At 58.4% G+C, this 12,509-nt stretch carries 13 protein-coding genes; 10 read left to right on the top strand and 3 right to left on the bottom strand.

The window, feature by feature from the left end:
- Positions 1-264 precede the first annotated feature (264 nt).
- Together HMPREF2129_RS03200 and mshA are read left to right on the top strand one after the other, a co-directional pair.
- Positions 265-1,170 carry a MinD/ParA family ATP-binding protein gene (locus tag HMPREF2129_RS03200; protein ID WP_332248690.1) on the top strand — a complete coding sequence of 302 codons (906 nt, stop codon included), beginning with the start codon at positions 265-267 and terminating at the stop codon, positions 1,168-1,170.
- Between the two features lie 43 nt (positions 1,171-1,213).
- On the top strand, positions 1,214-2,494 hold the full coding sequence (gene mshA / locus HMPREF2129_RS03195; RefSeq protein WP_034663069.1) for a D-inositol-3-phosphate glycosyltransferase: 1,281 nt from the start codon (positions 1,214-1,216) through the stop codon (positions 2,492-2,494).
- A 9-nt stretch (positions 2,495-2,503) separates the two neighbouring features.
- Here the strand turns inward: mshA and HMPREF2129_RS03190 are convergent, their stop codons facing one another.
- Positions 2,504-3,781 (bottom strand): chymotrypsin family serine protease, encoded by a 1,278-nt coding sequence (locus HMPREF2129_RS03190; protein ID WP_156959226.1) that lies wholly within the window; start codon positions 3,779-3,781, stop codon positions 2,504-2,506.
- A 131-nt stretch (positions 3,782-3,912) separates the two neighbouring features.
- Here HMPREF2129_RS03190 and HMPREF2129_RS03185 point away from each other — a divergent pair, with 131 nt between their 5' ends.
- The 3 genes from HMPREF2129_RS03185 to HMPREF2129_RS03175 are packed head-to-tail and all read left to right on the top strand — an operon-like array spanning position 3,913 to position 6,618.
- Positions 3,913-4,659, top strand: a complete 747-nt coding sequence (locus tag HMPREF2129_RS03185; protein ID WP_034663167.1) for a phosphoglyceromutase — start codon at positions 3,913-3,915, stop codon at positions 4,657-4,659.
- A 15-nt stretch (positions 4,660-4,674) separates the two neighbouring features.
- Complete coding sequence (locus HMPREF2129_RS03180) at positions 4,675-5,880, top strand: sensor histidine kinase (RefSeq protein WP_052092614.1); 1,206 nt, start codon at positions 4,675-4,677, stop codon at positions 5,878-5,880.
- A gap of 39 nt (positions 5,881-5,919) precedes the next feature.
- Positions 5,920-6,618: a response regulator transcription factor gene (locus tag HMPREF2129_RS03175; RefSeq protein ID WP_034663067.1), complete on the top strand. Its 699-nt coding sequence runs from the start codon at positions 5,920-5,922 to the stop codon at positions 6,616-6,618.
- 34 nt (positions 6,619-6,652) lie between these two features.
- Here the strand turns inward: HMPREF2129_RS03175 and HMPREF2129_RS03170 are convergent, their stop codons facing one another.
- On the bottom strand, positions 6,653-7,525 hold the full coding sequence (locus tag HMPREF2129_RS03170) for a hypothetical protein (protein ID WP_034663065.1): 873 nt from the start codon (positions 7,523-7,525) through the stop codon (positions 6,653-6,655).
- A 34-nt stretch (positions 7,526-7,559) separates the two neighbouring features.
- On the opposite strand from HMPREF2129_RS03170, the gene HMPREF2129_RS03165 reads away from it, so the two are divergent.
- The 4 genes from HMPREF2129_RS03165 to HMPREF2129_RS03150 all read left to right on the top strand — a co-directional run bounded on the left by HMPREF2129_RS03165 (position 7,560) and on the right by HMPREF2129_RS03150 (position 10,893).
- On the top strand, positions 7,560-8,483 hold the full coding sequence (locus tag HMPREF2129_RS03165; RefSeq protein ID WP_034663165.1) for a Ppx/GppA phosphatase family protein: 924 nt from the start codon (positions 7,560-7,562) through the stop codon (positions 8,481-8,483).
- A 21-nt stretch (positions 8,484-8,504) separates the two neighbouring features.
- Positions 8,505-9,491, top strand: coding sequence for a hypothetical protein (locus HMPREF2129_RS10965; protein ID WP_034663063.1), 987 nt, complete (start codon positions 8,505-8,507; stop codon positions 9,489-9,491).
- Between the two features lie 73 nt (positions 9,492-9,564).
- On the top strand, positions 9,565-10,377 hold the full coding sequence (gene proC / locus HMPREF2129_RS03155) for a pyrroline-5-carboxylate reductase (RefSeq protein WP_034663163.1): 813 nt from the start codon (positions 9,565-9,567) through the stop codon (positions 10,375-10,377).
- A 312-nt stretch (positions 10,378-10,689) separates the two neighbouring features.
- Positions 10,690-10,893, top strand: coding sequence for a helix-turn-helix domain-containing protein (locus tag HMPREF2129_RS03150; protein WP_034663060.1), 204 nt, complete (start codon positions 10,690-10,692; stop codon positions 10,891-10,893).
- A gap of 91 nt (positions 10,894-10,984) precedes the next feature.
- Here HMPREF2129_RS03150 and HMPREF2129_RS03145 read toward each other — a convergent pair whose 3' ends face one another.
- On the bottom strand, positions 10,985-12,097 hold the full coding sequence (locus tag HMPREF2129_RS03145; RefSeq protein WP_034663058.1) for an FAD-dependent monooxygenase: 1,113 nt from the start codon (positions 12,095-12,097) through the stop codon (positions 10,985-10,987).
- A gap of 215 nt (positions 12,098-12,312) precedes the next feature.
- Between HMPREF2129_RS03145 and HMPREF2129_RS10795 the strand changes: the two genes are divergently transcribed.
- Positions 12,313-12,414, top strand: a complete 102-nt coding sequence (locus HMPREF2129_RS10795) for a 30S ribosomal protein bS22 (RefSeq protein WP_003855542.1) — start codon at positions 12,313-12,315, stop codon at positions 12,412-12,414.
- Positions 12,415-12,509 lie beyond the last annotated feature (95 nt).

Genomic DNA, 12,509 nt, shown 5'->3' with positions numbered 1-12,509 from the left:
GCCCAATCGGGGAAATCCTCACTACGAGAAGAACCAGCGAAAGCACCACGTCTAACGCGACCGGCGAAACCCCCTCAGCCAACAAAACCAGGGAAAGCGCCACGACTGGCCCAACCGGGGAAACCCTCACAATTAGCGGACCTAGCGAAAACGCCACGACCAGGGAAAGCACCGCAGCCAGCTAAACTAGCGCAACCAGCGGAGCCTGTGATTCATGCACCAAATTCAGGGGTCGAGGGGCCACGGAAGCTGGACGGTAGGGTTGTGGTCAATCCTGCAAAAACTCACCCGAAGTCTGGCTGGCGCAAGCTTGTGTACGAGTTAACGGCGGGGCGGGTGAATCCGGGGCCTTCTCAGCGTGAGCAGGAAGAAGATGCGTTAACGGAGAAGATTCGCACCCCACTGCGGGGCGATTACCGGATTGCGGTGATGTCGTTGAAGGGTGGCGTCGGCAAAACAACGACAACGGTGGCGTTGGGGTCTGTGTTGGCTGAAATGCGTGGGGATCGCGTGATCGCTATTGATGCGAACCCGGATTTTGGCACCCTCGCGCAGCGCGTGGCGGCGGACGCGGCGGGTGATGCGACTATCCGGGATTTGTTGAGTGCACCTGACACGGAGCGATATGGGCAAGTGCGGGCCTTCACAACGCAGGGGTCTACGCGCTTGGATGTGATTGGCAGTGAGCGTGACCCGGCGGTGTCGGAAGCTTTCAGTGAGGAGGATTACCGGCATGCGGTGGATATTTTGCAGCACCACTACAACCTTATCCTCACGGATTGTGGGACGGGACTGATGCACTCGGCCATGGCGGGTGTACTGGATTTGGCAAACATGTTGGTGTTGGTGACCTCACCAGCCTTGGATGGAGCGCAATCGGCGGCGGCCACGTTGGATTGGTTGAGTTTGCATGGCTACGACCGGCTGGCGGCGAACGCTGTGGTGGTTGTGTCGGCCCAGTCCCCCAAGGTGCCGGTGTGTATGGATAGAGTGGTGGGGCATTTTGCTGCCCGCACTCGGGCTGTGCACGTTATTCCGTATGACTCGCATTTGGCCGAGGGGTCGGTTGTTGATGTGGCTCGAATGAACCCGCGCACGTTGCGCGCCTACAAGGAGTTGGCTGCCACGCTGGCTGCGGATTTCCGCCAGTGGCACAAGCATGCGCGGTGAGCATACATTCACATGTGGTGAATGATGGCTAGGCTGGGGGACCATGCGCGTAGCCATGTTGTCCATGCACACGTCCCCACTTGAACAGCCAGGGTCCGGTGATGCTGGCGGTATGAACGTTTATGTGCTGAATATCGCGCGTGAACTTGCCGCTACCGGTGTGAAAGTGGATGTGTATACCCGTGCCACTCGGCCAAGCCAGGGGGATGTGGTGCAGGTGTGTGAGAACCTGCGCGTGATCAACATTGTGGCGGGCCCGTATGAAGGGCTGGCCAAAGAGGAACTGCCTACTCAGCTAGCGGCTTTTGCTGGTGGAATCGTGCAATTCACACGAGAAGAGGGACTGGAGTATGACCTCTTTCATTCCCACTACTGGTTGTCTGGTCAGGTGGGGTGGCTGTTGCGGGACCTTGTTCGCGTACCACTGATCCACACTGGACACACGTGGGCCGCGGTGAAGAACGCAGCCCGCCTGGGTGTGGGGTCGGCGGATGATGCGGATTCGCCGGAGACAGAAGCACGGCGTATTTGTGAGCAGCAGTTGGTCGATAACGCCGAAGTTCTGGTGGTGAATACGCCCGATGAGATCACGCAGTTGGGTCGGCATTATGACGCGGACCCTGCCCGCATCCGCGTTGTCACTCCAGGTGCGGATACGCGGATGTTCACACCGGGCACGAACCGGAACACGGAGGTAGCGCGCCGTCATCTGGGCATTCCGCTGGACAGCAAGGTGATTGCTTTCGTTGGGCGACTCCAGGAATTCAAGGGGCCGCAGGTGCTCATTCGTGCGGTTGCGGAGCTGCTGGAGCGGGACCCGGATAGCAATGTGCGCGCCATCATTTGCGGTGGTGCGTCCGGTTCGGATGTTTCCGTGGGTTATTACCGCGCGATGGCCCATAAGCTTGGTGTGGGCCGTAAGATTCGTTTTCTCGGGCCGCGTCCGCCGGAGGAACTCGTGCAGATCTATCAGGCGGCGGACGTCGTCGCGGTGCCGAGCTACAACGAGTCATTCGGGCTTGTTGCCATTGAGGCGCAGGCGACAGGCACCCCAGTCGTGGCTGCACGTGCGGGTGGCTTGCCTCTCGCGGTGTCAGACGGGGAAACCGGTGTGCTGGTGGACGGCCATGACCCGGTTGATTGGGCTGATGCTTTAGAGCAGTTGCTTATCGACGACACTGGGCGCATCACCATGGCCGAAGCCGCCGTCGAACGCGCAGCACAGTTCAGTTGGGCTGCCTCCGCGGCGGCACTTTTCCAGGTGTACGGCGAGGCTGTAGAAGGATTTGAGCCCACTCCGCGACGGCGTGCAGTGGGCAATTAAAGGCGGGAATTAGTATCCGAGTTCATCGAACGCGGCGTAGATGCCGGTGTTCACAATGTTGTTGATGTGAGCCCCGGCATAGTTGCCCACGGCGTTGGCGAGGGTGTTGCCGGCATCAGCGATCTGTTCATGTGGCACGCCTGCAATAGCAGCGACGGTACCCAGGACAGCGAAGTCGCGCAGGTCCCTAGCGATCACGCCGGCATCAGCGGTCGCGCTAGCTACTGCTTGATCGAACTGCTCGCGTGGCGTCGGTTGCGCAATCATCTCCGGGGGAACGTCCGGGTTGTGCTCAGCGAAGTACTGGTTGAACTCAGCTTCCTCTTCCTTGATGGACACGAAGTCAGCGCGGTTTGCATTCGGCGCAGCAGGCGTGAAGTGGTCATTCACCGTTCCGGCGGGCAGTGCATAGGCGGATTCAATCGCACGGTCGGCGCGCTGCGCAGTACCCAATGGGCCAAAGCCGAGCGAGGTTACGCCGATGATCTGCCCGGTGTTCGGATCGTAGTTCACACCGCCGGAATCACCAGTGCCGTAGCCCAGGTTCAGGGACCACACGTTGTTGGCTGTGTAGAACAACTGGACACCGCAGGTGCGGCCCTTCGTAGAGCCGTCCTTGCACATCGGCTGCGCAAAGTTATCCAGGGCAATCTCACCCGGCGCAAGAGAACGGTACGTGCGCACACCAGTCAAAGTGACGGGAGTGCTGGGGCCACGGTTGAACTGATCGCGGGAGGAGGCGGAGCCGTCGGCCGCAGCACCGTCGTCAAGCACCACAATGCCCCAGTCTTCCGCGCGCAAAGCTTTCTGTGCGGACTGGCCGAGCGTGTCGTATCCGCTGGGCAGACCGTTGGTGTGCACAAGGTCGATAGCGCCGATTTTTTTGTAACCTCCACGCACGGGCGCGTCGACGGTACTACCCATGAACATGCCGCTGATGTCCTCAGCGGCGAGGCAGTGACCGGCGGAGACCATGATGCGCTGCGTTGTGCCATCCGGAAGCGTCACAGTGCCCACGGGCCCCTGGCTGCACACGCGAGCGAGCATGTGAGGGTGCACGTCAAGTCCGGTGATCTCCTTAAAAGAAGCATTGCCGGGGCCAAACGGGGCCGTTGCGTCGTAGGGGCGCAGACGCATCGGGGCACCGGGAGCAGCAATGGCGGGGCTAGTCACTGCTCCTTGATCACTCGTTGGCGCGGCAGCGGCAGTAGGGACCTGGGTGGCGGGAATGAGGCTACACAGGACGGAGAAAACAACGGCGGGGGAGGCAAAACGACGCAAATTCACACCAGACAATCTAGACCACAAGGGGGACATCCGGGGAATAAAGGTCCCGATGAGTTTTTGCACTACCCCATTTCGGTAGTGGAACCCCGTTCCACCGGCGGAGAAGCCGATGTTTTGGCATGCTTGACGGTATGAGTAACGGAAAGCTAGTCCTCGTTCGTCACGGACAAAGTAAGTGGAATGAGTCTAACCAGTTCACCGGCTGGGTGGATGTGGATTTGACGGATAAAGGTGTGCAGGAAGCCATCAACGCCGGCAAGCTGATGGCTGAGAAAGGTGTCCTCCCGGACATCGTGTTCACTTCGCTTTTGCGTCGCGCCATCCGCACCGCCAATATTTCCTTGAACGCGGCTGACCGCCACTGGATTCCGGTTGTGCGCAACTGGCGTTTGAATGAGCGCCATTACGGCAAGCTCCAAGGTTTGAACAAGGCTGAGATCCGCGACAAGTTCGGGGAGGAACAGTTCATGTCGTGGCGCCGCTCCTACGACACCCCGCCGCCGGAGATTGATCTGGATGACCAGTACGCGCAGACGAATGATCCGCGATACGCATTCCTGCCGGAGGTCCCGCGCACGGAGTGTCTGAAGGACGTTGTGGAGCGTTTCCTGCCCTACTACATCGACGTGATCCTCCCACAGGTGCTTGATGGCAAGACGGTCATGGTCGCAGCCCATGGCAATTCCCTGCGTGCATTGGTGAAGTACCTGGACAACATCTCCGATGAAGACATCGCGGGGCTGAATATTCCAACCGGTATGCCGCTTGTGTATGAGATTGATGGCAAGGGCAAGGTGCTGAACCCCGGTGGCACCTACCTTGACCCGGAGGCAGCAGCTGCCGGTGCTGCTGCTGTTGCGAACCAGGGCAACAAATAAAGCCTGTTTGTCCTGGTGAACACGGTTGTTGCCTTCCTTGCTGGAGGCCTCGTTGTTGCCCTCGCCGCTTATGGAGTGAAGCTCTTCAATGAACGGCGAGGGCCTCGTCGTGCTGCCCCTGGGCCCGATGAGAACCGAGTGCGCACTGTTAGCCAGATCCTCCACTTGGTTATTCAAAGCTCGCCGACAGGTGTGACTGTGGTGGGGCGGAATGGTGACGTGATTCTGTCTAATGCCAGGGCACACGAGATGTCCATTGTGCATGACCGGACCCTCAACCCACAGGTGTGGGAGGTCGGCCAACAAGTCTTCGCGGACCGGGATGCGCGGGTGTTGGACCTGAATATGCGGCACCGTTCGACGGGGAGCCGGGTGAACAATGTCCGCGCAGTGGTCCAACCAATGTCACTGGCCGAGGATTCTTACATCATCGTCTACGCGGCGGATGAGTCAGAGAATGTCCGGATGGAATCAGCGCGCCGGGACTTTGTTGCAAATGTGTCGCACGAGCTGAAGACCCCTGTGGGCGGTATGTCTTTGCTAGCGGAGGCGCTGCTGGAGGATCCGGATGATCCGGAGATGGTGAAGTACTTCGGTGGCAAGCTGCTCAGTGAGGCGCACCGGATGGGCGCGATGATCACGGATTTGATTAACCTGTCCAAGCTGCAGGGGGCGGAGGCTTTACCGGAAATGTCTCCGGTGCGGGTAGATGATCTGATTGATGCGGCGATTGAGCGCAATCTCATCGCCGCGGAGAATCACGACATTGAGCTGACTCGGGGTGAACGGGATGACACGTTTGTGCTGGGGGATAAGTCGCTGTTGACCACGGCGTTAGCCAATTTGATTACAAATGCGATTAATTATTCGCCGAGAGGTCAGCCTGTGAGCGTGACGCACAAACTTGTGCGTGATTCAGTGGTGCTCATCCGCGTCACGGACCGTGGGATTGGCATTGCTCCGGAAGATCAGAAGCGGGTGTTTGAGCGCTTCTTCCGCGTGGACAAGGCCCGGTCGCGTCAGACGGGTGGTACTGGTTTGGGGTTGGCCATCGTGAAACATGTGGTGGCTAATCACGGCGGTAATATCAAGGTGTGGTCGCGCTTGGGTACAGGCTCGACGTTCACGATTGAGCTTCCGGTTTTCGCTCCTGACTCTATGGCATCAGCGGTGGTGCCGGAAGAAATTGAACAGATAGAACAAGAAAACCCAGATAAGTAAACATCAGCTGCACCTGTGAAGCAGAGGTAGGAAGAATCGATGACATCGACCATCCTGATTGTCGAGGACGAGGAATCACTGGCGGATCCGCTGGCGTACCTTCTGAAGAAGGAGGGGTTTGAAGCCGTTATTGCGGTGGACGGGCCGACGGCGTTGAAGAAATTCGAGCAGAAGCAGATTGATCTGGTGTTGCTTGACCTCATGCTTCCGGGAATGTCTGGAACGGATGTGTGCAAGAAGCTGCGTGCCACGTCGGAGGTGCCCATCATTATGGTGACGGCGCGTGATTCAGAAATTGACAAGGTGGTGGGCTTGGAGCTTGGCGCCGATGATTACGTGACCAAGCCGTATTCCACCCGCGAGCTCATCGCGCGTATTCGTGCGGTGTTGCGCCGCGGCAACGGTGCGGCCGAGACCGCGCAGGAAGCGGAGAGCGGTGACGTTCTGGTGGGCGGTCGTGTCCGCCTTGACGTGGAGCGTCACACCGTCTTCGTTGAGGATCAGCCGGTGGCCATGCCTTTGAAGGAATTTGATTTGCTCGAGTACCTCATGCGTAACGCTGGGCGCGTTCTCACTCGAGGCCAGCTCATCGACAGGATCTGGGGTTCGGATTATGTCGGTGACACGAAGACACTGGACGTGCATGTGAAGCGTCTGCGCACGAAGATTGAGAAGGAACCTTCGCGCCCTGAGCAGCTCATCACGGTTCGTGGTTTGGGGTACAAGTTCGAGGCTTGATGCCCCTATTAGGGGCATCAAGATATTAGGGGTATCAGGAGTCTGCTGCGGAGCGCGTCGCTGGGTGCACCGCTTTCGCGTCCGCTGGGAGTGCAGCACGTGCAGCACAATGCTTTTCGACGATCGCGTACGGCCCCTCCCCAATCAACTGCGTCAGCTCCGCCTTCATTGATTTCCACACCGGTTCTGCGTTCGGCCCGCCATGGCATGCCGGGTCATTGGTGCACCACCAATCAAAGTCCTCACCGCCGTTGCCCCACTGACGGCGGTCATATTCACCGATAGTGGTGCGCAGGATCTCCTGGCCGTCACTGCGTTCCTGCCACTCGTCCTCACGCGAAAACGGAACTTGCCAGCACACTTCTGGTTTAGAACCAATGATGTTGCGTCCTTCCGCCATCGCCCATTGGTGCAGGGCACAACCAGCGCCGGTGTCGTGGCCGTGGCGGTTGGCAAAGATACACGCGCCGTCGACAAGCGTGGTCTTGAGTGCGGGTTCTTCTTCATCGTCGTCCCACTCGAGCCACGGCTCAAGCTCAACGGGGTCGCCGGCGGCGAGGTAACTATCCACACTGTCGGGGCGGAGCTGCCAGTACTTCGCGGGCATTTCCGCAACAGCGTTGTACAGATCATCCCGGTCTGTCTCATCTGACAAATACGCGCCGTGAATACAGCACCCCACCACGGGAAGATCCTTCGAAATCCCGCGACACGCTGGGGTGCCAAAACGACACGACCATGTGGACTCTAACCAGGTCAGATCAATGCTGAAGTAGTGCAGCGGGTCATCCGGGTGGGTGAATTCGAACCATTCGCGCGGAAAGTCCGGTGGCAGCTCGTGGCCGGCCCGAATTGATTTTCCCGCGGGCGAATTTTTTGGGAAGCCCAGAAACACACGTTGGTTCACACTTGACCACGGTAGACGGTCTACTGTGGAACGCGTGCGACTAGGTGTATTGGACGTGGGAAGCAACACTGTTCACCTCGTAGCGGTGGATGCCGTCAGTGGTGGCCACCCAACCCCCATGAGTGATTGGAAGCAGTCTTTGCGGCTGGTTGAATTGCTCGATAAGAAGGGCGCGATCGAGGAAAAAGGCGTAAGGAAACTTACCGACGCAGTCCGGGAAGCCGCCGACCTCGCCGGAAACCTAAAATGCCAGGAATTCCTGGCATTTGCTACCTCCGCGGTGCGTTCTGCGACGAATGCGGATGAGGTCCTGCAGCACATTGAGAATGAAACAGGTGTGAAGCTTGATGTCCTTTCCGGGACGGATGAAGCCCGTCTGACGTTTTTGGCTGTGCGCCGCTGGTACGGCTGGTCCGCTGGCCGAATTACCAACCTGGATATCGGTGGTGGCTCATTGGAACTGAGCACCGGTAGCGACGAGGAACCAGACATTGCCCGCTCCCTTGACTTAGGTGCTGGCCGATTGACCCACGAGTGGTTCGACTCCGATCCACCATCGAAGCGGACCGTAAACACCCTGCGTGATTTTATTGATGCGGAACTTGCTATAGTCGCTGACGAGTTCCTCGCTCACGGCGAAGCCGGCCTGGCGGTGGGCACCTCCAAGACCTTCCGCACCCTCGCGCGACTCACCGGTGCGGCGCCCTCATCGGCAGGACCGTATGTGAAGCGTACGCTGACAGCACCGGGTTTGCGCCAGCTCATCGCTTTTATTACCCGGATGACGGCGGCCGACCGTGCGGAGCTTGAAGGTGTGAGTCCTGACCGATCTCATCAGATTGTTGCCGGCGCGCTGGTCGCGGAAGCAGCGATGCGAGCACTTAAGATAGAGAAGCTAGAAATCTGTCCGTGGGCATTACGTGAAGGCGTGATTCTCCGGCAGATTGACAAGGGATAGAAGCAAGAAGGAGACGCTCAATTGGCTGAAAAGCAACTTACCGTTGCCGAGTTGATGGCCCGGGTACAAAAAGAAAACCCGGACATCCAGCCTCGGCGCCGTCGCCGTCGCAGCCTCGAGGAAGGCGGCATCTCCGTCGCAGAACTCACCGGCTCACTGCCAGCCGTTGATGCCCGCCCCGCTGAGCCTAAGCACTCTAGCATTCCCATCGACGCTGAAAACCCCCAGCGTTCTGCACCTCAGCCCCCCAAGGCCCCAGAGCCTGCGAAACCTGCCGAGCAGATTAAACCTGCTGAGCAGATTAAACCTGCTGAGCCAAAGGTAGAACCTGAGAAGCCGAAGGTCAAGGTAGTCAAGGTAGAGCCGCCCGAGACAACTGAGGCCGCGAAGCTGAATGAGCCTTCCACGTCTACCAAACCAGTGGCCGAGACTGAGGCCGCTAAGCCCGAAGTAGTGGAGAAGACTCCAGAAGCCTCAGCTGCGCCGAGTTCTGTGCCTGTGCGCAAGGTCGAGGTGGCAGGGAAGGAGCCGGCCACCGATGAAGATGAAACCAGTGTTATTCCCGTCGTGCGTGCAATGCCGGCACAAGCAGCCCTGACCGGACAGCCTAAGCCTGAGGTGAAAGAAGCTGTGGTCGCGAAGCGTGACCACGTGGATGAACTTGAGGCTGATTTCGACGAGTTCCCCGATAAAAATGTCCATGATGAGCACGACTTTGAGGACTTTGGGGGCACAGACCTTGAGGCAGACGCTTCAATCAACCCCGTCATGCTCGTCCTCATGGTCTTCGGTGGCCTACTGATTGGTGTGCTCGTGTTCCTGGGCTTCCAGGCGCTGTGGGAGAACTTCAACGCGATTCTGGTGAGCGTGCTCGCAGTTGTTGTGACAGCAGGTGTTGTGCTGGCTGTGCGCCGTATGAAGACAGGCCGTGATGGCTTCACGCTGGTGCTGGCTGCTTTGGCAGGCCTTGCCATGACCTTCGGTCCGAGTCTGGTCACTGTTTTCTAAATAACCGCTGGCTAAACGGTCCTCATGCAGGAAAATATCGCTGACTTGCGTGCACTGTGGCACGCTGGTGCGCATGACTAACATCGCAGTTATCGGTGCAGGCAATATCGGCGAGGCCCTGATTTCTGGGCTGGTGAATTCGGGGATCGACCCGGAAACTATCACCGCTACGAACCGCACAGCGGAGCGTCGTGAAGATCTGGCGAGCCGGTATGGGATCAACACCACCGAAGACAATATTGAGGCTGTCACGGATGTTGATGTGTGCTTCCTCTGTGTGAAGCCATATGACATCACCACGGTGATTGAGGAGCTCTCAGAGCCGATCGCAGCATCGGATACCCCGACGGTGGTTGTGTCCATGGCGGCGGGGGTGACGTTGGAGACGATGACGGAGGCATCCCATAGCGCGGGGACTCCCATCGTGCGTGTCATGCCGAACACCCCGATGCAAGTAGGTAAAGGCGTCTGCGTCGTCGCGTTTGGCAAATATGTTGATGAGGACCAGCAAGAATTGGTCACTGATCTGCTGGCTGCCGCGGGCAAGGTCGCCGTCGTGCCGGAGAAGCTTATCGACGCCGCTTCGACGATTTCAGGTTCCGGCCCCGCGTACTTCTTCCTCATCGCCGAGGCGCTTATCGACGCCGGCGTGGCCATGGGCCTTCCCCGCGACACCGCCACGCTGCTGGCTAATTCCACGGCTGAAGGTGCCGGCGTGATGCTGGCCCATTCCGGCACATCACCTGTAGACCTGCGCGCTGGTGTGTGCTCCCCGGCAGGTACTACTGTGCAGGCGATCCGTGAGTTGGAGGAATCCGGTATCCGTGGCGCGTTCTACCGTGCGACGCAGGCCGCTGCTTCCCGCGCAGCCGAGTTGGGGGACTAGACAGAGGGGCCGCGGGCAGAGGGAACCACCAGAAATCGGGTACACCGAGGGGGTAGTCCCAAAAATTTCTCCTGCGTGAGAAAACGCTTCGCCTTCCCACAGAAAGGTGCTTTCTACCAGCTGGAATGAAACGGAAGCACCGAAATGTCCTTCGAGGGGATAGTGGGAATTGTGTGAATAGTGTGAATCTTTTCTTGCTTTTGAGTCGCATGTGACACTGGGTTCACGCTAAGCTCTTTTAAGCACGTGCGTGTTCATTCTGTGGGAGGGGAAGCCTACAGCGCGCACAGATGCTGGAGGTTAACTACGCATATGGCAAATGAAGATAAGGGTAAGTTCCTGACCGTCGCTGAGGTCGCGGAGATTATGCGCGTATCCAAGATGACGGTGTACCGCCTAGTTCACTCTGGTGAGCTGCCGGCAGTTCGGGTTGGTCGTTCGTTCCGTGTGAACGAGCAAGCGGTCTCCGAATACTTGGACTCCTCGGTCTACGACGTCAGCACCGACGTCGGATAGTTCGCGCCAGAGGGCACGGCCCCTGGATAGTGAAAGGGTCAGCTTCGGCTGGCCCTTTCACTGTTGCTCCCGCTTAGACCTTTCACACCGATCACAGGGTTGGCATTGTCCAGTTTGTCACTGTGTGGGCTTGGGCATTTGTCACCGCATCGGGTATATGTTTCAGGATCCAGTTGCGGACCGAGGCTAGCCGTGCGCCACCCGTATGAACGCTGCGTCCCACAAGTCTGGATTGGCGCGCAATCTTCTGGCTCCTATGGCGCCGATGGTTGTCGTACAAGGTGAAATCCATGCTGCCCAGTTGCAGCAGTGCGGCAAGAACAGCGGCGTCTTCAAGTCCCTGGCAAGCGCCTTGTCCAAGGTTTGGTGTCATCGCATGAGCTGCGTCTCCGATGAGCACGACTTTGCCGGTGTGATACGTCGACAGTGGTGTGGCTATTTCTTGGATAGGCAGATATTGAATCGACGCTTCTGGGGTCGAATCAAGCAAAGCGGGAATGGGGTGATGCCAAAGGCTGAAAACATCCATCAATTCGCTGAGATCAGCTTCGTTGGGCGAAGCCTCGGGCCCAGAGAGAACCGCAAACCAGTAGGCACGCCCATTGTGGAGGGGAACAGCCCCAAAACGGGCCCGTGTGCCCCACGTTTCGAAACCGGCGTCGAGCGAGGGGGCGTCGGCAAGTGCGCGCCATGCGTTGTATCCCGCGTACCTGACCCCAGGATCGTCAAAACAATTGCGCCGAACCGCGCTGTGAATACCATCAGCTCCGACAACAATGTCGAACTGAACCTCAGTGCCATCTTTAAAACCAACAACACCAGATTGAGCATCGACGGTTAACGCCTCGGAAGACGTGTGGATGATCTCAGCAGGAATCTGATCTAGAAGAAGCGCATGCAGCTCGGCACGTTCAAGCGCTAGCGAAGTACTGGTAATCTCCGCGGAAATATGAGACAGCCACTCTCCCCGAGGATTTCGCACACCGCCTCGCAGTGATCGTTGGCCCACCTGAAGCGCGCGGAACCCAGCGCCAACCCCTAAAGCATCGAGGGCGGCAAGCCCATTCGGCGCCAGAGTGATACCAGCGCCGCCACCGCGTACCTGCGAATATTTCTCATAAATGTGTACATCCAGCCCGCTGCGGTGGAGAGAAGCGCCCAGCGCAAGACCGGAAATGCCCGCCCCGATGATCCCAATCTTCATGGTTGGGAGCCTACAGAATTGGAACGAACAGGATTTACGGTGACTTTACTTTTGGGATTGAACGCCACCGGCGGTAAACTCAGAACCCATTCGTGCCGGATGTTCGGCCCGCGCGTTGGGAGTGCACCCCGTGCGCACCAAGTCAAGGTCAAGCCGACACCACTTGGGTCCAGATCCGGCGGGAACTGTACGTACAAAGAGAAGCGAGGAAACCCATGGGTTCAGTGATTAAGAAGCGCCGCAAGCGCATGTCCAAGAAGAAGCACCGCAAGATGCTGCGCCGTACGCGTGTTCAGCGTCGTAAGCTCGGCAAGTAAGCAACTACGTGATAGTTGCATTTCGATTCCCGTTCACCTGGTGAAGGTGGGCGGGTTTTCTTCTGGGGGAATGCGGACTGCCCGGTGTGCCGTTC

Origin of the sequence: Corynebacterium tuscaniense DNF00037 (assembly GCF_000759055.1) — a bacterium.
Taxonomy (GTDB): Bacteria; Actinomycetota; Actinomycetes; order Mycobacteriales; family Mycobacteriaceae; genus Corynebacterium; species Corynebacterium tuscaniense.
This window is presented reverse-complemented; position numbering and strand designations above follow the sequence as displayed.

Excerpts from the sequence above, each read along its gene's own strand:
- mshA (WP_034663069.1), top strand. The coding sequence starts at position 1,214 with ATGCGCGTAGCCATGTTGTCCATGCACACGTCCCCACTTGAACAGCCA.
- HMPREF2129_RS03185 (WP_034663167.1), top strand. The coding sequence starts at position 3,913 with ATGAGTAACGGAAAGCTAGTCCTCGTTCGTCACGGACAAAGTAAGTGG.
- HMPREF2129_RS03175 (WP_034663067.1), top strand. The coding sequence starts at position 5,920 with ATGACATCGACCATCCTGATTGTCGAGGACGAGGAATCACTGGCGGAT.
- proC (WP_034663163.1), top strand. The coding sequence starts at position 9,565 with ATGACTAACATCGCAGTTATCGGTGCAGGCAATATCGGCGAGGCCCTG.
- HMPREF2129_RS03150 (WP_034663060.1), top strand. The coding sequence starts at position 10,690 with ATGGCAAATGAAGATAAGGGTAAGTTCCTGACCGTCGCTGAGGTCGCG.
- HMPREF2129_RS03145 (WP_034663058.1), bottom strand. The coding sequence starts at position 12,097 with ATGAAGATTGGGATCATCGGGGCGGGCATTTCCGGTCTTGCGCTGGGC.
- HMPREF2129_RS10795 (WP_003855542.1), top strand. The coding sequence starts at position 12,313 with ATGGGTTCAGTGATTAAGAAGCGCCGCAAGCGCATGTCCAAGAAGAAG.